Origin of the sequence: Polynucleobacter sp. es-MAR-4 (genome assembly GCF_018882055.1) — a bacterium.
Taxonomy (GTDB): domain Bacteria; phylum Pseudomonadota; class Gammaproteobacteria; order Burkholderiales; family Burkholderiaceae; genus Polynucleobacter.
In genome coordinates this window covers 292445-311122 of the sequence record NZ_JACVPF010000002.1, presented here as the reverse complement: position 1 = coordinate 311122, position 18678 = coordinate 292445, and the positions used below count along the sequence as shown (strand labels likewise).

At 45.5% G+C, this 18678-nt stretch carries 22 protein-coding genes; 14 read left to right on the top strand and 8 right to left on the bottom strand.

All coding sequences use genetic code 11. The features are described 5' to 3' along the window. The first annotated feature begins 288 nt into the window (after window positions 1-288). A complete protein-coding gene (locus ICN16_RS07610) occupies window positions 289-1272 on the top strand; it encodes a transglycosylase SLT domain-containing protein (RefSeq protein WP_216136242.1) in 984 nt (327 codons plus the stop codon). A 77-nt stretch (window positions 1273-1349) separates the two neighbouring features. On the opposite strand, the gene ICN16_RS07605 is transcribed toward ICN16_RS07610, so the two are convergent. Then, the gene (locus ICN16_RS07605) at window positions 1350-1697 is read right to left on the bottom strand and encodes an FKBP-type peptidyl-prolyl cis-trans isomerase (RefSeq protein WP_216136241.1); all 348 of its coding nucleotides are present in this window, start codon (window positions 1695-1697) and stop codon (window positions 1350-1352) included. Between the two features lie 75 nt (window positions 1698-1772). Between ICN16_RS07605 and ICN16_RS07600 the strand changes: the two genes are divergently transcribed. Continuing rightward, a complete protein-coding gene (locus ICN16_RS07600) occupies window positions 1773-2789 on the top strand; it encodes a DUF6352 family protein (protein WP_216136240.1) in 1017 nt (338 codons plus the stop codon). On the opposite strand, the gene ICN16_RS07595 is transcribed toward ICN16_RS07600, so the two are convergent. Then, on the bottom strand, window positions 2786-3988 hold the full coding sequence (locus ICN16_RS07595; protein WP_216136239.1) for an MFS transporter: 1203 nt from the start codon (window positions 3986-3988) through the stop codon (window positions 2786-2788). The two genes, ICN16_RS07600 and ICN16_RS07595, sit on opposite strands and share 4 nt — an antisense overlap. A 258-nt stretch (window positions 3989-4246) precedes the next feature. On the opposite strand from ICN16_RS07595, the gene ICN16_RS07590 reads away from it, so the two are divergent. Next, window positions 4247-6481 carry an NADP-dependent isocitrate dehydrogenase gene (locus ICN16_RS07590; protein WP_216136238.1) on the top strand — a complete coding sequence of 745 codons (2235 nt, stop codon included), beginning with the start codon at window positions 4247-4249 and terminating at the stop codon, window positions 6479-6481. A gap of 68 nt (window positions 6482-6549) precedes the next feature. On the opposite strand, the gene ICN16_RS07585 is transcribed toward ICN16_RS07590, so the two are convergent. Then, window positions 6550-7197, bottom strand: coding sequence for an energy-coupling factor ABC transporter permease (locus tag ICN16_RS07585; RefSeq protein WP_216136237.1), 648 nt, complete (start codon window positions 7195-7197; stop codon window positions 6550-6552). A gap of 131 nt (window positions 7198-7328) precedes the next feature. Between ICN16_RS07585 and msrP the strand changes: the two genes are divergently transcribed. The 4 genes from msrP to ICN16_RS07565 are packed head-to-tail and all read left to right on the top strand — an operon-like array spanning window position 7329 to window position 10463. Continuing rightward, window positions 7329-8324, top strand: a complete 996-nt coding sequence (gene msrP, locus ICN16_RS07580; protein ID WP_370625634.1) for a protein-methionine-sulfoxide reductase catalytic subunit MsrP — start codon at window positions 7329-7331, stop codon at window positions 8322-8324. 23 nt (window positions 8325-8347) lie between these two features. Next, window positions 8348-8935 carry a protein-methionine-sulfoxide reductase heme-binding subunit MsrQ gene (gene msrQ / locus ICN16_RS07575; RefSeq protein ID WP_216136235.1) on the top strand — a complete coding sequence of 196 codons (588 nt, stop codon included), beginning with the start codon at window positions 8348-8350 and terminating at the stop codon, window positions 8933-8935. 12 nt (window positions 8936-8947) lie between these two features. After that, complete coding sequence (locus ICN16_RS07570; protein WP_216136232.1) at window positions 8948-9523, top strand: lipocalin family protein; 576 nt, start codon at window positions 8948-8950, stop codon at window positions 9521-9523. A 1-nt stretch (window position 9524) separates the two neighbouring features. Further along, on the top strand, window positions 9525-10463 hold the full coding sequence (locus ICN16_RS07565; RefSeq protein ID WP_216136229.1) for an MBL fold metallo-hydrolase: 939 nt from the start codon (window positions 9525-9527) through the stop codon (window positions 10461-10463). Window positions 10464-10471: 8 nt separating this feature from the next. Here the strand turns inward: ICN16_RS07565 and ICN16_RS07560 are convergent, their stop codons facing one another. After that, window positions 10472-11305, bottom strand: a complete 834-nt coding sequence (locus ICN16_RS07560; RefSeq protein ID WP_255533696.1) for a hypothetical protein — start codon at window positions 11303-11305, stop codon at window positions 10472-10474. 52 nt (window positions 11306-11357) lie between these two features. Between ICN16_RS07560 and ICN16_RS07555 the strand changes: the two genes are divergently transcribed. Further along, window positions 11358-12128 (top strand): SDR family oxidoreductase, encoded by a 771-nt coding sequence (locus tag ICN16_RS07555; protein WP_216136226.1) that lies wholly within the window; start codon window positions 11358-11360, stop codon window positions 12126-12128. A 6-nt stretch (window positions 12129-12134) separates the two neighbouring features. On the opposite strand, the gene ICN16_RS07550 is transcribed toward ICN16_RS07555, so the two are convergent. Next, window positions 12135-12674, bottom strand: coding sequence for a DUF2889 domain-containing protein (locus tag ICN16_RS07550; RefSeq protein WP_216136224.1), 540 nt, complete (start codon window positions 12672-12674; stop codon window positions 12135-12137). A gap of 101 nt (window positions 12675-12775) precedes the next feature. Between ICN16_RS07550 and ICN16_RS07545 the strand changes: the two genes are divergently transcribed. Together ICN16_RS07545 and ICN16_RS07540 are read left to right on the top strand one after the other, a co-directional pair. Beyond that, window positions 12776-13510 carry a pseudouridine synthase gene (locus ICN16_RS07545; RefSeq protein WP_216136222.1) on the top strand — a complete coding sequence of 245 codons (735 nt, stop codon included), beginning with the start codon at window positions 12776-12778 and terminating at the stop codon, window positions 13508-13510. Beyond that, window positions 13494-13805, top strand: coding sequence for a 4a-hydroxytetrahydrobiopterin dehydratase (locus tag ICN16_RS07540; RefSeq protein ID WP_216136220.1), 312 nt, complete (start codon window positions 13494-13496; stop codon window positions 13803-13805). Before ICN16_RS07545 ends, ICN16_RS07540 begins: the two co-directional genes overlap by 17 nt. A gap of 6 nt (window positions 13806-13811) precedes the next feature. On the opposite strand, the gene ICN16_RS07535 is transcribed toward ICN16_RS07540, so the two are convergent. Genes ICN16_RS07535 through ICN16_RS07525 form a run of 3 tightly spaced genes read right to left on the bottom strand, consistent with a single transcriptional unit; the run spans window position 13812 to window position 15173 of the window. After that, window positions 13812-14030, bottom strand: a complete 219-nt coding sequence (locus tag ICN16_RS07535; protein WP_046329638.1) for a hypothetical protein — start codon at window positions 14028-14030, stop codon at window positions 13812-13814. 58 nt (window positions 14031-14088) lie between these two features. Further along, window positions 14089-14631 (bottom strand): isochorismatase family protein, encoded by a 543-nt coding sequence (locus ICN16_RS07530; protein ID WP_216136218.1) that lies wholly within the window; start codon window positions 14629-14631, stop codon window positions 14089-14091. 11 nt (window positions 14632-14642) lie between these two features. Then, entirely contained in the window at window positions 14643-15173 is a 531-nt protein-coding gene (locus tag ICN16_RS07525; RefSeq protein WP_216136216.1) for a GNAT family N-acetyltransferase, read from the bottom strand. Between the two features lie 71 nt (window positions 15174-15244). On the opposite strand from ICN16_RS07525, the gene ICN16_RS07520 reads away from it, so the two are divergent. From ICN16_RS07520 to ICN16_RS07505, 4 genes are read left to right on the top strand one after another with little or no spacing between them, the layout of a single operon-like run. Beyond that, complete coding sequence (locus ICN16_RS07520; RefSeq protein ID WP_216136214.1) at window positions 15245-16612, top strand: APC family permease; 1368 nt, start codon at window positions 15245-15247, stop codon at window positions 16610-16612. A 38-nt stretch (window positions 16613-16650) separates the two neighbouring features. Continuing rightward, window positions 16651-17430 (top strand): sulfite exporter TauE/SafE family protein, encoded by a 780-nt coding sequence (locus ICN16_RS07515; protein ID WP_216136212.1) that lies wholly within the window; start codon window positions 16651-16653, stop codon window positions 17428-17430. A gap of 13 nt (window positions 17431-17443) precedes the next feature. Then, window positions 17444-17761 (top strand): hypothetical protein, encoded by a 318-nt coding sequence (locus ICN16_RS07510; RefSeq protein ID WP_216136210.1) that lies wholly within the window; start codon window positions 17444-17446, stop codon window positions 17759-17761. 49 nt (window positions 17762-17810) lie between these two features. Beyond that, window positions 17811-18629 (top strand): peptidyl-prolyl cis-trans isomerase, encoded by an 819-nt coding sequence (locus ICN16_RS07505; protein ID WP_216136208.1) that lies wholly within the window; start codon window positions 17811-17813, stop codon window positions 18627-18629. The last annotated feature ends 49 nt before the right edge of the window (window positions 18630-18678 follow it).

The window sequence follows — 18678 nt, the reverse complement described above, 5'->3', positions numbered from 1 at the left end:
AGCTCATTTGAAGTTGAAAAATAGTAAAAAAGTTGGAATTTCAACACTTTTTTATTATATGAAATAAGTCCCCACTAACTTCTTTAAGTTATTGAAATTAAAGGAGTAAATATCAAAATTAGGGATCGTCCTAGGGATCATCCTGATTTCAGGACCAATAAGTTATGGAAATAGAGTTCTTTATTCTTGACTTGATATAAGAACCTTCTTAGGATGGCTCATGTTTTTTACTTATTGCATCGCAGCATAAATCAGAAGTTTGGTTTTTGGTGTTCTGCAAGACCATGAATGATTAAATGTTTTTCTGCCAACTCGAGTGATCTGCAACTAGCTCAGCCAGCAACGGCTCATGCTAAAGAGTTGTTAGCTCACGCACTATCCCCAGTGTATCGGGTGATGAATGGCCTATTGATTGTGACTGTTTTCATGATCGTGGGACTCTGGCTCTCCGGTAATGGGACTCAAGCAGGTGCATTTGATTTAGCCCGTATTCTGGTTCCGGATGAAGCTCGCCACATGGTTTGGCAGAATGGTTTTGGGGTACTCGATCAGTATCAAGAGGAGGCCCCTAAGGCGCTAGCTGATAAAGAAATCGCTAATGTGATTTATGGCAAGGCTTCGGCTAGCTCCAATAGTGGTCTGACAAGCGCTAAGCAGCAAACTGTTGCCCTCTTGATGCCTTCAGTGGCCCATGCCCAGGTGAAGCCGATTTCTCATTTATCAGATCGCATCCCAACTTCAAAAATTGACCCTCAAGCACTTGACTCAAAGTTAATGGTGTCGATTCAGAATCAACGTGCTGTTGCTGACTTCTTTGAAAAAAAGTACAAGCTCGATCGTGCCAAGATTGAGGAATATGTTTCCAATACAGTCTTGATTGCAAAAGAGGTCAACATTGACCCAGTTCTCTTGCTTGCTGTCATTTCGGTTGAGTCAAACTTCAATCCGCTGATAAAAAGTCATGCTGGTGCTGAAGGTTTGATGCAGGTGATGACTGCGATTCATAAAGATAAATACGCTTTGTATGGCGGAGCTACTGATGCAGTTAAGCCTGAAGTCAATATTCGGGTAGGTGCGTATATCTTGAAATATTTGATTGCTACCAGCGGCTCATTGCGCAATGGCTTGAAATACTATGTTGGCGCTGCAAATGCGGAGAATGATGGCGGTTATGCTGACAAGGTGATGGCTGAAAGAAATCGTTTGATTGGCTTATGTCAGCCAGCAACGCAAAATAAATTAACGCTCAACGGTAAAGATTTACGCTCATAAGCGCTTCAGTTTTTTTACCGGTAAAAATAAAGGCCACTCATTGAGTGGCCTTATTACTTATGGATGCAGATGCGGCATTAATTCACTCCGTGTAGCTCCACATCGAATACCAATGTTGCATTTGGGGGAATCACGCCGCCAGCACCACGAGGGCCGTAACCCATCTCTGAAGGAATAATCAGGGTACGTTTGCCACCAATCTTCATGCCTTGTACGCCTTGATCCCAGCCTTTGATGACATGGCCTGCGCCCAAAGGAAAGCTAAACAGTTGACCGCGATCGAGGGAGCTATCAAACTTCTGACCTTTATGATCAGGCGCTTTATCGTCAAATAACCATCCGGTGTAATGTACGTCTACATGATTGCCGGCGGTCGCTTCTTTGCCATCACCAACAACGGTATCTATTTTTTGGAGTTCACTCACGTTTATCTTCCTCTTTGGCTGAAATTGAAGGGCTAGTATATTCTGAGCATAATCTTTTTGTTCGAGCAAACTCACATGACACACTTTTGGCCCCATTCTGCGTACCAAACCCTGACAGTGGGCTCGGACAATCAATTGCTGGTGACCGATGATTTTCTGCGCACTTACTTATTGCGACCAGAATTAAATCTTGTCCCTGAATCTTGCAATGCTGAACGTGCCCTGCATCAACGCTTGAGCGAGAATCCTCGAGCAGTCATTTCTGATCAAGATATTGCTGCAATGGCAGATCCAGATATTCAGGTGAACTATCAAGTTTGGCTTAGATACCGAACTAAATTGCTGGCAGCAAGCTCTTTAGAAAACTTTTATATGAGTTTATTTAAAGGTGAGGGTGTAGATGTTCCACCACTATTTATTGCTCAGCTGGCGCAAATATTTATTCGACATATCTTGGGTGATGATTGCGATCCCCTGGATGCGCGTATGGGAGAAATTTTCTTCCGGACTCAAAAGATCACTGTGCTGGAAGATGGCGTTGTCATGGGCGCGGATGATGAGGTGGTTACTCGCAATGCTCAGGCAGGTGAGACAGGCAATATTCTGGATCTTTTGAAGAGTAATTCGATGTCCATGCGCTCAATTGATTTAGATGTGCTGCATGAAGAAAATGCCGATCTCTACTGGGAGAAAAGCGAAGACTACGACTTTGCGGTGCAACTGAATTTTGGTCAGCCACCCATCAATCATTTTTGCCGTGTCCTTGAAAAATGGGTGCAACATTTTTTAGGTGCGCAGGTCCGTATTACGCCAATGCAGCAAATCAGTGACCCTAAATGGTCTTGGCATGTGGGCCTCGATGCTGCTGCAACTGAGATCTTGAATAAGCTTTACAACAAAGAGCCGGTGGATGCTGATGAGCTTGAGAAGGTCATTTGCTTATTCCGTTTGGACTTTATCGATGAGGCTGCCGTCACTCAATCTCAGGCCGGAAAACCGGTTTATATGGCCATTGCCATGAATGATGAAAAGCAGCTCAAGCTCAAACCGCAAAACTTACTTTTCAACCTGCCCTTAGCTAAGGTTTCTTAGGTCGCGGAAGAGGCGCTTGCCTTCTTGCGATTGGCGCCAAGCCAAATCAAAGCACCTGCTGTTACAGCAACAGGAACTATTGATCCGAGATTCAGGATATTCCAGCCCTGTGAGGTGATTAAAGCTCCCGAGCCAAATGAAGTGAAAGCCATAGTGCCAAACACAAAGAAGTTAATTGTGGCCTGAGCTTTATCACGTTCTTCAGGCCTATAAGCAGTCATCGCCAAAGAGGTGGAGCCCGTAAATAAGAAGTTCCATCCAACACCCAATAAAAATAGTGCAATTAAGAATTGGTGAAAGTCGACACCGGTTAGGGCTATAGCAATACAGAGCAGATTGAGGGCAACACCGACACCCATGATCTTGAGTGTGCCAAAGCGTTGAATGAGTGATCCGGTAAAAAATCCGGGCGCGAACATCCCAATCACGTGCCACTCTAAAACTAGAGCAGTATCAGAAAAGGGCAGGCCACAAATTTGCATTGCTAGTGGAGTTGCTGCCATGAGAAGGTTCATGACTCCGTAGCCCAATGAGGCGCCGATCACTGCCACCATAAAGACGGGTTGGCGAAGAATGGTCTTTAGATCTCTGCCATCTGAAAGAGCGTGCTGAGTTTTGAACTCCTCTGGAAAGTGGATGAACTGCATCACGATGATGCCGATAAAGCCGGCTATCGATAAAGTGAGATAGGCGCCCAAGAAGGCGGTATCAAAGAAGTCTTTGGTCCATGAGGCCAGGTTGGGCCCAATAACGGCCCCAAGAATTCCGCCAGCAAGCACCCAGGAGACCGCTTTATCTCTCTGGCTGGCAACCGTTAGCTCAGCAGCTGCAAATCGATAGAGTTGCCCATTTGCACTGTAATAGCCAGCAATAAAGGTACCGAGTACGAGGAGCCAAAAGTTTTTCGAAATGGCGGCATAGGCGCACAGGAGTGCTGAAAAGACTGCTACCAAGAGGCCCAACTGAAAAGATACCTTGCGACCAAAATAATTTTGGGTTTTAGCCACAATAGAGGTCGAAAAGGCTCCCCCTACAACATAGCCCATTACAGGCAAGGTGGCCATCCAAGCAACGGGGCTCAGACTAAGCCCAACTAGGCCATTAATGGCGATAAAGGTCACATTATTGGTTAAAAACAAGCCTTGGCAGAGGATCAACAGTACGAGGTTTTTGTTGAGTAAGGGGTGCTTGTTAGTCATGTATCGCAGTTTACGTTGTCAGCGGATGGGGGGGGGGGGGTTGGCTTGGTGGATTCCCTTAAATTGACCGACTTCAGCCAATTTGGTGCCTAAAAGCCCTTAAATCGCCGGGGTCGATGATTTAAAATAGCTGTCTCGGTCCAGTGCGAGAAGTTACACCCAAGACAGTCAAAAGCGCCTGAAGTGTTGCGTGCTGAATGCGAGAGTGGTTCGGTATAAGACCGGGCCCTAATATTTATCCATATCGAGGAAACATCAATGGCTTCAGAGAAATCAAAGATCATTTACACGCTGACAGACGAAGCGCCCTTATTGGCGACCTGTGCATTTTTACCAATCATTCGTACATTTACAGCGCCAGCTGGAGTACAGGTTGTAGAGAGCGACATTTCTGTTGCGGCACGTATCTTGGCAGAGTTCTCTGATTGCTTAACTGCTGAGCAGAAAGTTCCTGATAATTTGGCCGAGCTTGGCCGCATGACTTTATTGCCTGATACCAACATCATCAAGTTGCCGAATATCAGCGCTTCAGTTCCACAGTTACTTGCCGCTATTAAAGAGTTGCAATCTAAGGGTTACAAGATCCCTGATTTCCCAGAAGATCCTAAGGACGACGCTGAAAAATCAATCCGCACTCGTTACTCCAAGTGCTTGGGTAGTGCGGTAAACCCAGTATTGCGCGAAGGTAACTCAGATCGCCGTGCGCCTAATGCGGTTAAGCGTTATGCCCGTAAGAACCCACACTCGATGGGTGAGTGGAGCCAGGCTTCTCGTACGCACGTATCCCATATGCATGGTGGCGACTTCTACGCAGGTGAGAAGTCAATGACCATGACTAAGGCATGCGATGTGAAGATGGATTTGGTAACGAAGAGTGGCAAGACAATTGTTCTGAAGCCAAAAGTCTCTTTGCTTGCTGGTGAAATTATTGACAGCATGTACATGAGTAAGAAAGCACTCTGCGAGTTCTATGAAAAAGAAATCGAAGATGCTTACAAGACTGGCATGATGTTGTCCTTGCACGTCAAGGCAACCATGATGAAGGTGTCACACCCAATCGTGTTCGGTCACGCTGTCAAGATTTTCTACAAAGATGCATTTGAAAAGCATGGTAAGTTGTTTGAAGAGTTGGGCGTTAATCCAAACAACGGTATGAGCAGCTTGTATGACAAGATCAAAACTTTGCCAGAATCCAAGCGCGAAGAGATCATTCAAGATTTGCACGCCTGTCATGAGCATCGTCCAGCATTGGCGATGGTGGACTCCGCCAAGGGTATTACCAACTTGCATTCACCAAGCGATGTGATCGTGGATGCATCGATGCCGGCGATGATTCGTGTTGGTGGCAAGATGTGGGGTGCTGATGGCCGTTTGCATGACACGAAAGCAGTTATTCCAGAAAGTACTTTTGCCCGTATTTACCAAGAGATGATTAACTTCTGTAAGACTCACGGTAACTTCGATCCAAAAACCATGGGTACAGTGCCAAACGTGGGCTTAATGGCTCAGCAGGCAGAAGAGTACGGCTCACATGACAAGACTTTTGAGATCCCTGAAGCTGGTGTAGCCCGCATCGTTGCGGATGACGGCACAGTATTGCTCGAGCAGAATGTGGAAGAGGGCGATATCTGGCGTATGTGTCAGGTTAAAGATGCGCCGATTCGTGACTGGGTCAAGTTGGCAGTAAACCGTGCGCGTTTGTCTAATACTCCAGCAGTATTCTGGTTGGATGAGTACCGCCCACACGAAGCTGAATTGATTAAGAAGGTTCAAACCTATCTAAAAGATTACGACTTAACTGGTGTAGATATTCAAATCATGTCTCAGACCCGTGCAATGCGCTTTACATTAGAGCGTGTGATTCGTGGCAAAGATACGATCTCTGTGACAGGTAATATTTTGCGTGACTACCTCACTGATTTGTTCCCAATTATGGAGCTCGGTACCAGCGCCAAGATGTTGTCTATCGTGCCTTTGATGGCTGGTGGCGGCCTCTTCGAAACTGGCGCGGGTGGCTCCGCTCCTAAGCACGTTCAGCAGCTGGTTGAAGAGAACCATTTGCGTTGGGATTCTTTAGGTGAGTTCTTGGCTCTAGCTGTTTCCTTGGAAGATATTGGCGATAAAACCAATAATCCAAAAGTGAAGATCTTGGCGCGCACTTTGGATGAAGCTACCGGCACATTGTTGGATAACAATAAGTCACCATCACCACGTACTGGTGAGTTGGATAACCGCGGTAGTCAGTTCTACTTGGCGATGTACTGGGCTCAAGCCTTGGCTGCACAAACCGAAGACAAGGAGCTACAAGCTCACTTTGCTCCGATCGCAAAAGCCTTGACCGAGAACGAGCAAAAGATTATTGCTGAGCTCAAAGCAGTACAAGGTAAGCCAGCGGATATCGGTGGTTACTTTATGCCTGATCAAGCTAAGTTCAAAGCCGTGATGTGCCCAAGTACAACACTCAATGACATCTTGAAAAAAGCAGCTGCTTAAGCTGAGTTGGTTTCACAAAAAAGGCAAACCGTTTGGTTTGCCTTTTTTCTTATGCAAAGCTGAAATAGTTAAGCATTCATATACTGCTCTTCTTGATACGTGCTGACCCATTGCGGTCTGTATACGAGAAGAATGGCTAGCAACATTCCTGAAAGCGAACCCTCCATAAAGGATAGGACAATCAAACCCAAAAACCAGCCTAAGGGATCACTGGTTCCGAATGAGTTAATTTGAAAAATTTGCTGTAATCCATAAATGAGTAGACCAGTTGCAAAGGTGCTAATGAACCCTGCAAGATAGCCGTTGCCTAATATAAGAACAAATAGATGCTTTGGTAAAAATCGATCCACTGCTCGAATGACTAGATAGGCAAAGATTGCCGGAATCACGCTCACCATGATGTAGTGACTGGTGGCCTCTACCAAATCTCCGCTGAAAGTAAAAATACCCGCTAGGGAAACAATAAAGAGCAGAGTAATGGCGCTCCAGAATCCAAAAAGAGCCACTAGGAGAGATGCGCCAAAAAAGTGGAACGATAAATCAATGATATTTTGAAGATTGCTATTGGGCATATGGGCGCGAATATTCCAAGCAATAGCCAATAGGATGATGCAGCAAATAAAGAGGTTCCGGAGTCGGGGTTGTAAAAGTACGCCGCCCCGACTTTTAAAGATGCCTAACAAGAAAATGGCACATGCCAAGAAAATCCAAGCCATATTCATCTCTCAAGGGACTAAAACCATTATTTAACTGCGTAATATAGCCTTCAGCTATCAGATTTAACCCTATTATCTGGAGAGGCGTTCAGCAATAAATCTTTAGGCGTAGGAGAATGAACATATTCATCATGAAGTTTGACAATCATCAAAGAGATATTGATATGCCTAAAAATAACCCAAAGTTACTTTCTCAAGAAATCACGCCTAAGGCAGTTTTTGAGAATCGCCGCGAATTAATCAAGTCTGCAGCGGCGGGGGCATTTGGGTGTGCTTTAGCACCTTGGTTTTCTCGTGAAGCTGTGGCAGCAAATCCGCAGAAGTTGGCCGCCACTCCAAACCCTGCTTTTATGGCAAAAGATGAGCCCACCAGTTATAAGTATGTAACAACCTATAACAACTTCTATGAATTCGGGACCGACAAATCTGATCCCGCCACTTATGCCCATACCCTCCAAACAAAGCCATGGACGGTGAGTATCGAGGGTTTGGTAAAAAAACCTGTCACTCTCGATATCGATGCATTACTGAAGTTAGCCCCGATGGAAGAGCGTATTTATCGCATGCGTTGTGTCGAGGGTTGGTCCATGGTGATTCCATGGGACGGCTATTCCTTATCAAAGCTACTGAATTATGTGCAGCCACTAGGTTCGGCAAAGTATGTGGAATTTATTTCCTTGGCAGATAAAAAACAGATGCCGGGACTTGGGGACAATATTATTGATTGGCCCTATCGGGAAGGCTTGCGTTTAGATGAGGCAATGAATCCACTAACCCTGCTGACCTTTGGTCTCTATGGTGAGATGTTGCCAAAGCAAAACGGAGCTCCAGTGCGTATTGTGGTGCCTTGGAAGTATGGTTTTAAGAGTGCTAAGTCCATTATCAAAATTCGCGTAACGGAAGAGATGCCGAAAACCAGTTGGGGCAGAATTGCCCCTCGTGAATATGGCTTTTATTCCAACGTAAATCCTTTGGTCGATCACCCACGCTGGAGTCAGGCTACGGAGCGCCGGATTGGTGACTCTAAGGGGGTGTTTGCCCCGAAGATTAAAACGGAAATGTTTAACGGTTATGGCGATCAAGTCGCAAGTATGTATTCCGGGATGGATTTGAAGAAGTTTTATTAACGCCAGGCAATCGGTAAAGTTTGATGAAGTTATTGATTTTCTTGTTAGCACTGCTGCCGTTAGACCGCTTGATCTGGCTAGGCTTTACCGATGGTTTGAGTGCTAATCCAATTGAGTTCATCACTCGCTCGACAGGAACTTGGGCATTAGTCTTTTTATGTCTGACTTTGGCGATGACGCCATTACGTTTGCTGACAAATGCAACAGTATGGATTCGGTATCGCAGAATGTTGGGCCTCTTTAGCTTTTTCTATGCCTGTCTGCATTTTGGGATTTGGCTTTGGTTGGATCAAGACTTTGATCTAGCAGAGATGCTCAATGATGTGGTGAAGCGGCCATTTATTACCATGGGCTTCATTAGCCTTGTTTTATTGATCCCATTGGCTGTGACCTCCACGCACTGGGCCCAAAGAAAATTGGGTCGTCGGTGGGCTCAACTACATCGACTGATTTATTTTATTGCCTGTACCGTGATTCTCCATTATTGGTGGCATAAAGCAGGCAAGAATGATCTCGATACAGTGACAATCTATGCAATTATTTTGCTATTGCTGTTATCTTGTAGGATTCCTTATATTCGCAAGCTCTTAAGCAGGCGATCTACAATCTAATCCTATTCTCCTATGACTCTGTTTCCATATTCTCGCGCTTCACTCATTTCCATATTAGGCTTCCTGTTGATTTGTCTTGGGTCTATTCAGGCTCATGCTCAGCAAGGTGATCAGGCTGTCAAAACTATAGCTTCCTTAGATGTCCCTCGTTACCTGGGAACTTGGTATGAGATTGCTAAGTTTCCAAACTGGTTTCAGAAGAAATGCGTTTCGAATACCAAGGCTGTATATACCGCTAAACCTGATGGCAATCTGCGAGTGCTCAATAGCTGCAAAACTGCTGGTGGAGAGACTTCGGAAGCAGAGGGTTCAGCCCGCCAGATTGGCGCTAAGGACTCACCTAAGCTAGAAGTGCGTTTTGCTCCAGAGTGGCTTTCATTTTTACCAATGGTATGGGGTGATTACTGGGTGATTGATTTGGATTCGCAATATCAGGTGGCCGCAGTAAGTGATCCGAGGAGAGAGTACCTTTGGGTTTTGTCGAGAACGCCTCAACTTGATCCTAAAGTCTATGCTGATTTATTGCAGCGCCTAAAGCTGCAGCAGTTTGATATTCAAAAACTTGAGCCAACTATTCAGAAGAATTAAGATGCCTCAAAAGCGGATCGGCAGTTACTTGCTTCCACCTGGAATCGATATCTTTGAGCGGGGGTGGTTATCAGCAAATAATATTTTGCTCTTCGGCGAAGAGGATGTTTCCCTGGTTGATAGTGGGTACTGCGCTCATCAGCAGATGACTGTGGATTTAGTAGCTAATGCGCTCAAACAGCATGGCTTGAAAAAGCTGAATAAAGTAGTTAACACCCATCTTCATTCAGATCATTGCGGTGGTAATGCAGCTTTATCAGAAGCATTTGATTGTGCTATATGGATACCCGAAGCTGAGGCGCTTGCTGTACAGCATTGGGACGAGAATTTACTCAGCTTTCAGCAATTGGGACAAGAATGCCCGCGCTTTAGTTATAAAGCTCTCCTGATTCCTGGCGAGGAAATTGTATTGGGTCGCTATCGTTGGCAAATTCTTGCGGCACCTGGACATGACAATCATTCAATCATGCTGTATCAAGAACAGCATCGCATCTTAATCTCCGCGGACGCACTATGGGAAGAGGGCTTTGGGGTTATCTTCCCCGAGCTCTGGGGTGAGGGTGGCTTTGAAGAAGTGGCGCAGACCTTGGAGTTGATAGAGAGCATCTCGCCTGCCTTGGTTATTCCGGGGCATGGCAAGCCATTTACTGAAGTAAATAAGTCGATCGAAACCGCAAGATCTCGCCTCGACTATCTCTCAAGCGACGCCGATCGTAATGCCCGCCATGGTGCTAAGGTACTCCTCAAATACAAGCTTTTAGAGTGGCGTAGTCAGGAGATGGCAAAGGTTAAGCAATGGATTTCTGACACGCCAGTATTGAAAAATATTTCCAAGCAGCTCAATTTGGGTGACGAAGATTTTCAGATTTGGTTGGTGGAGGCTTTGGTTAAATCGAAAGCAGCGAACATTGAGAATGAGTGTCTAGTTAATCTTGACTAAGACGCCGTTCAGAAATTAAACGATAGCTTCCCGTAAAACGACCAGTCATAAACGGGATAACTCTGTACCACCTGTTTACTGGCGCCAACAGCAAATAGGAAGCTTTTATTGAGGCGGTGGGTCACCATGGCATCAAGTGGAACGAACCAGCCGCCCCCTCCACCAGTATTCCATACGGCTCCATTCTCATCCCACAATCGAAGTTGAGTGCTAGGTGAGAGATTAAATCCCAGTGTCGGGAAAATATTGAGATTGCGAACTAGGGGTGGTTGATTAGGGTTGTTCGCAAATGAATTACCTTTGGTATCAAATCCATACATGTATCTCAAAAGGGGTGAAAAGTCTGAGAGACGTGAATCACTTCCTTTGCTCGGTACATATACGGTACCAATCTGAGGGCCTGCCGCCCATTGCCCATAATTGCCAAATGGAAAAACGATTCGGCCACCCAATGTGCCTTCCCAGTTTTTCAGGACACCAGGATGATTTCCCCAAACGGTTAGCATCGTATTGCCGGCACTGTAAGTGCCAGTCTGATGTTGTGGAAGTTCGGGGCCGTAAGTTGAAACATAAGAGGTATCGAGTCGCATAGTGCCGCGCCACCGATCAAAGTGAAGGGGCTGGTAGTAACGCAACTTTAGGGTGTCGGCTTGAGTTTGCTCTCCAAACGTATCGTGGTAGCCCCAAAACTCAAGAATGCGCTGACTCGAGTACTGGTCTGATGCTGTCTCTAGGTTTAAGAATCCACCCGAGAACTTGCTTTCATCCGCCATCACCCCTCCCATGAATCCCAGAAGAATCAATGAAGTAAGTGGGCGGGTCAAAATACGCAACAATCTCATATACGCAGTAATATAAATGACTCAGTCAATTACAAACAATAAGCAGAAGATTATGGAACATACAGTTTTAGTGACCGGTGCCACAGCTGGCTTTGGAGAAGCAACCGCCAGACGATTTCTGGCAAATGGCCATCAAGTCATTGCCTTGGGTAGAAGGGTTGAGCGTTTAGAGGCTTTGAAAGCATCCTTGCCCGTAGAGCAACAGAAAAAATTACTCACCTTGGCTGTGGATGTTTGCGATAGTACAAGAGTTGATGACCTTGCGGCTTCCTTGCCTGCTGACTTTGCCAAAGTCACTGTACTGGTGAATAACGCTGGGTTGGCTTTGGGTCTGGAGCCGGCGCATCAAGCCTTCCTCTCTGACTGGGATCGGATGATTGATACCAATATTAAGGGCTTGGTCCATATGACACGCGCTTTCTTACCGGGAATGGTAGAGCGTAAATGCGGCCACGTCATTAACCTAGGTTCTGTAGCTGCAAACTACCCTTATCCAGGTGGAAATGTTTACGGCGGAACTAAAGCATTTGTGCAGCAATTTAGCTTAAACCTGAGAGCAGACTTAATTGGCACGCCAGTGCGAGTTACTTGTGTTGAACCGGGGATGTGTTCAGGTACAGAATTTTCCAACGTACGCTTTAAGGGTGATGACGATAAGGCGGGCAAGGTTTACAACGGCGTGAAAGCATTGAGCGCCGATGATGTTGCTGAAGCGATTTACTGGTCTGCTAACTTACCAAGTCATATGAATATTAATTTGCTAGAGCTGATGCCGGTGCAACAAGCTTTCAGCCCTTTCAATATTCACCGCGGTGAGTTTTAAGAAAAGTTAGACAGTCGGCTTCCATTTGTAAAACTTGGGATAGACACGCATAACTACTGGCCCATCAAAATCCCAGGATTTGCAGGTTCCTAAATAGAGTGGCGGCTTGTTGTCATCTGGATCAAATAGAGCTCCCGGGATGGACTGAAAAGCAGCTGTAGCAATATTGCTGAGCAGTTCGCGTAAATGCGTGCAGCCCTTAATGCCGCCAAGATGCTCATTGATAGTTTTACGCCAACCTTTGCCAAGGCGCGCTCCAATCAGCGCATCCATAGGTGGAATAACTTGAGGGCATTCTGGGTGAGGGTGGCTATCCATTGCGACCTCAATTGCTTGAATGACTAGTTCAGTGTTGACGGTAATGCGAACCCACATATCGTGAAAAGCTTGACCCGGCTCCCAGGTTTTTCCGCCTGTGGTGAAGGGGTGAAATTTGAAATCTCGTAAATGGGCTTCAATATCCCATAAACCGTCTTCTCGGGCATAGCCCTGAAAAGTAATTTCGCGGGTGTGAAGTGGGTTTCTCGGTACTGGGGCTGAGAGCATGGTGGTGGTAAGTTATTAATAATGAAGCGGTATGCCTCAATCATAACGACTTCATTTCACAGTCGCTCAGTCTATTGGCTTTGTAGTATTCTCGGCAAGATATGGCCAAACCAATCTCTCTCGAAAAAATATTATTTAGCCAAGGATTCGGCACCAGGCGCTATTGCAGCGATTTGGTCTATGCCGACCTAGTGAAAGTCAATGGTGTTTTGGCAGAAGACCCCGAAGAGCGCATTGCTACTGAGGGTTTGATGCTGAATGTAGAGGGCGAGGATTGGGAGTTTCATGAAAAAGCTTATATCGCCTTTAATAAGCCGCCAAACTATGAGTGTTCTCATAAAACTACGCATCATCCTAGTGTCTACAGTTTGTTACCAAAACCTTTTGTAGAGAGGGGCTTGCAGTGTGTCGGACGTTTGGATTTTGATACCACCGGCCTGATTTTGATTTCAGACGATGGCCAGTTTATTCACAAAATGACTACGCCAAAGAAAAATATTGGCAAGGTGTATGAGATCACTACTCCTGAGCCAATTACTCAGAAGCAAATGGATCACTTACTCAATGGCGTTGTTCTCGATGATGATCCAAAGCCCTGTTTTGCTACAGCATGTAAGCAGCTGGGCGAAGATATTTTGGCAATGACGATTGTTGAGGGCCGCTACCATCAAGTAAAGCGAATGATGGCTGCGGTAGGCAACCATGTAGCTAGGCTTCATCGGACTCAAATTGGACAATATGCCATGCCTACTGATTTAGCTGAGGGTGAGTGGCGCTGGCTCTATCCAGATGATTTGCAGAAGCTATCCAAGAGTGTGGATGCTCCCATTGTCTAAGCCGAAAATTCTTGCAAAGGATTTTGACTTTGCAGCAACATTGCCTGACTGGAGGGTGAATCTAGTGACTCAAGAGTTGGAGCGGGTATTTGTATTTGTAGATTTCAAGAGTGCATTTCAATTCATGACTCTGTGTGCAAACTTCGCTGAGGAGCTAGACCACCATCCGGATTGGTCTAATTCTTGGAATAAGGTATCTGTTCGCTTGAGCACCCATTCAATGAAGGCTTTGACTGAGCTCGATATCACCATGGCAAGCGCCATGGATCAATTCGCTCTACAAGTCTCGCCTTAGTTTGTCTTACTGAACTTCCTCGTCATCTTCATCTTCTGAAGTAATACTCATGAGGATGGTTGCTAGGAGGCCATAAACAACTTCAGTGGCGATCATGCCATCCTCATCAAGCTCATCAATCAGATCATTTAAGCAATCTTCAGTTGGCTCATTTAAGAGGGTCATGGCGCATTCGCACCCATAGTCAAAATCTTCGTCGTTTTGGGTTTGAGTGTCGTTCGTCATAAGAATCCTTTAAGTGATGCTGCAGAATAGCAAATAAAGTCTCACTAGCCCAGTCCTATTATTTCAGCAGAGCAAGAACTTCTTTGAAGACTGGATTTTGAGCGCTCTTTAGCCATTCAAATCCTAGCATTTCTGCTGTAATCAGTCTGGCGCCAGCCGACTCTAGTCGTTGCAGTGCGACTTGCTTATCGAGTGCTCGGCGTGAGCCAACCCCATCCACCACCACTGATACGTCATAGCCTTCATCGATGAGTTTGAGTGCTGTTTGCATTAAGCAAACATGGGTCTCGCATCCCATCAGAATGCATTGCCTTCGATGATCAGGGATCGCTGCTGTGAGGCCATCAGCACAGGCATTGAAATGCTCTTTGTCGATAGTTTGACTGCAAAAAGACCGAATGGAATCAATATTGCTTCCTAGGCTTTTTGGGCTTTGCTCTGTACCAATAATCGGGATCCCCATTAGTTTGGCGATCTTGGCGGTGCGAATACATTGATTGAGGACTCCCTCGCCGTGATCAATTGCAGGCATTAGGCGCCCTTGCAGATCAATCAAAATGAGAATGGATGAATCTGAATTAATTTGATTTGATGTTTTCATAGATATGGAGTTCACAGAAGGAGGCTAGCAGTCTTAAAGTCAGGGTCATCATCGAGGTTACTGATTTGAAATCCTAACTCAGAAACTAAATGCAACATTTTTATATTTTTGCTTAAAACGTACCCAAGCATTTCTTGCAATTGATTTTCTTTTGCATATGCAATCAGATCAAGCATCAAATGCGTCCCAATTCCATGAGTGGCATAACTATCACTGACGCTGAGTGAGAATTCGCAAACCTGCTCATTCGGTGGAGTTACGTAACGTGAAATACCAACAATCTCCTCAACGCCCGTTTGACTTTGGATGACTGCAACCAAAGCCATTTCTTTTGTATAGTCCAACTCTAAGATTTCATCTAAAAAGGCGTCTGGAAGCTTGGAGATGGCATGAGCAAATCTTAGGTAGCGGCTCTCAGGCGAGAGGTGATTGAATAGCTCAATAATTCGCTCTCGATCGTTGGGTTGGATTGGGCGAATGGCATAAGTTTTTCCATCGCCCAGGGGGTATACCTTTTGGGGATGCGTTGCCGATAGATTCATGGAGATTCACTCAATATAGCGCGATGGTTTAGGATACCCTCATTACTTACTTGTATAAAGCATGATTTGATATGTCCAAGCAACCAGAATTAGCAAAAAATACACTTGGCGGGCTCGAGTCTTTTGTAATGGGTATTGCTGGAACTGCGCCTGCTTTTAGTGTTGCCGTCACTACAGCAACCATCGTGTCCGCAGTTGGAGTTTTGTCAGTCGCTAGCGTTTTGTACTGCGGCCTCATCATGTTTGGCATTACCTTAGCTTTCATTCATTTGAGTAAGATCACGCCGAATGCTGGCGCTGCATACGCATGGGTGGGCTATGTATTTGGTCCTATCTGGGGGTATTTTGCTGGCTGGGGGCTCTTAATTGCTTCAGTGTTTTTTATGGTCTCAGCGACGATTCCGGCGGCCACTTCAACGCTCTTATTGCTTGCCCCCGCCTATACAGAGAATACTGAGGCAGTGGCTGGGGTTGCTGCCATCTGGTTGGCGCTGATCACTGCGGTGGTTACTCGCGGTATTAAGCATTCAAGTTATGTGCAAATTACATTTACTATTTTTGAGACGGCCATATTGCTTGCGCTCATCATCGGAGGCTTTATTCATTACTGGGATGTGCCGGCGCACCCGCCCTCAGTAATTTGGTTTTCACCATTTGAATTCTCCCCGCAATTATTTGCAACGGGAGCACTAACCGCCATCTTCTTTTTTTGGGGGTGGGATGTCACCATGAATTTGAGTGAGGAAAGTAAATCCAGCGCCAAGAAGGTTTCTGGAGCTGCCAGTACGGGCGCTTTTTGGTCAGTACTCAATATGATGCTGTTTTTTACGATCATGATTGTGGTGATATTGATTGTGCTGACTGATGCGGAAATTGCGAATGCAGATACCAATATCTTATTTGCTGTGGCTACTAAACTATTTCCAGAGCCTTGGAACTATTTGGCAGTCTTTTGTACGATCTTGAGTACTGTAGGCACTATCGAGACGCAAATTCTGCAATTTAGTCGAAGCCTGTTTTCCATGTCACGGGATGGAATGCTGCATTCTAGATATGCCAAAATTCATCCCGAATGGCAAACGCCTTGGACTGCAACCTTAGTCATTTGGGGTCTGGGAATGTTGCTACTATTTACCTCCTCCTATATGCCTTCGGTAAAAGTTATTCTATCGAGCTCAATTCTGGCAATTGGATTCCAAATTTGTTTCTATATGAGTCTGGCTGGATTTGCCTGTGCTTGGCACTATCGTGAAAAGATGCGCGCGGGGTTAGGGAGTGCTTTTGGATACGTGCTGTGGCCCCTGATGTCGGCGCTATTCATGGTATTTATAGCTCTGTACAGCATCCCCACCTTTGATTTACTAACGAATCTCATTGGCTTGGGTGGTCTTTTGATCGGCTTTATCCCACTAATATTCAATCGCAGACTGAAGCTCTAATATGAGTCTTCATTCATCTCGCATTTGGTAAACCTTTCATGATCTCTTTGGTTCAGGCATATGCCGACCACTCCTCAACCTTCTTTGTATTGGCCGCTATTAGCGTCTTAATCGTGGGGATCTCTAAAAGTGGGTTTGGTGCGGGCTTGGGGGTGCTGTCATTACCGCTCATGGCAAGTCAGTCCAGCATCAATGAGGCCCTTGCAATTTTGTTACCTCTCCTGATTGCGATTGATTTGGTAGGGTTACGCCGATTTCTCAAAAACGCAGATTGGCGAATATTGAAGCTGGTTTTATTGCCCGCCGCATTGGGAATGCTTTTGGGTTACCTCTTCTTTTCTGCCATCACCCCTAGAATACTTTCTCTTTCGATCGGTATCTTTACCTTACTTTTTTTGATCCAAAGCTTGGTGATGTCGCGTTTAGATCTGAAAGAGGCAAAACCATACCCATGGTTGGGAAGGCTGATGGGGGGTGTATCTGGGTTCACCTCTTTTGTTGCTCATATTGGCGGCCCCCCAATCACAATCTACATGCTCAGAGAGAAGGTCTCTCCAATTGTGTACACCTCTACCTTGGGAATATTTTTTACTCTCATTAATTTCGGGAAGTTGGTTCCCTATGCTTATCTCGATTTGCTGAATTTCAATCAACTGGCTACCTCAATTTTATTCTTGCCCTTGGTACCACTGGGTGTCTATCTCGGGTTTTATTTAGCTAAGAAGATTTCGGCTAAATGGTATTACCTCATTGTTCAATTTTTCTTATTGGTAGCAAGCATTAAATTAATAGCTGATGGCTTGCTAGCCTCAACATAAACAAGAAAGAGTTATGCATATTTCAAATCAGCGCAAAACGATCAATGTCTTTTCTTTGATCTTCAGTATTACCATCTCATTCGCTGCGATTGCGCAGACCTTCTCACCCTATACCCCCTCGCAGATACAGGAGTTTAATAATCAGCCTATTGCGCCGATAGAGACACCTGCGGGCCCAGTCTACTTAGAGACACCTCCTGTTATCCAGAAGCCAAAGGTACCTTTTGATTCTCGTTACATCAAAAATCCAGATGGTGAGGAACAGGCTGAAGCGCAGGGCGCTGAATCTGCCGCACCTTTTGAGCCAATCCCAGCAACCTTCACCTTTTAATAATGGCTAGCTGTTAAGATTTCTTCTACATTTTAGAAAAGAGTTATTCATGAAATCCCACTCCATTCGTTTACTTTCAGGCGCAGTGATGGCCTTGGCCTTGGTAACTGCAGCACACTCTCAGGATGCCTTGCCGCCTAATGCCGCCGCCTCTGTTAATGGATACATCATTTCCAATGATGCTGTGGAGCAAGGCATTCAAGCAGCCCTCTCTCAAGGTCAAAAAGATTCGCCAGAACTTCGTAAAGCAGTCTTGGGGAAGATGATTGAAATTTCTCTCTTATCTCAACAAGCCGATAGAGACGGGCTCGCAAATTCTGATAGGGCTAATACTCAGTTAGCTTTGATTCGTCAAAACTATTTAGCGGATTTAGAGCTTTCTACTTATATGTCGAAAAATCCAGTAAGCGATGCTGATATTCAGGCGGAGTACAACCGAGAAATTGCCTCATTGGGCCCTCAAGGCATGATTGTCGAATATAAGGTCAGTGATATTGTTGTGGCTACCGAATCTGATGCACAAGCTGCTCTAGCTAGAATTAAAAAAGGCGAGTCTTTCGATAAAGTGGCCAAGAGTATTTCATTAGCCCCAAATAAAGTTCAGGGTGGAGCGGTGGGCTGGGTGCAGGCAGGTGAAACCTTACCGCAAATATCTAGTGTTCTCACAACTCTTTCTAAGGGTCAAGTTTCTCCAGCGCCAATTCAAATGCCACAAGGTTGGTATTTAATCAAATTGGAGGATAAAAAATCCAGCAAGCCGCCGACTTATGAGCAGGCTAAGGCAGTCATTCGGAATGGCTTAATGCAGAAGAAGCAATTTGAGTTCTTATCCCAATTGCGTCAGGGTGCGAATATCGTCGTACGTTAAGCCAAGAGAAACCCATTTGGTTTGAAAAAGGGTGCCTGAGGGCGCCCTT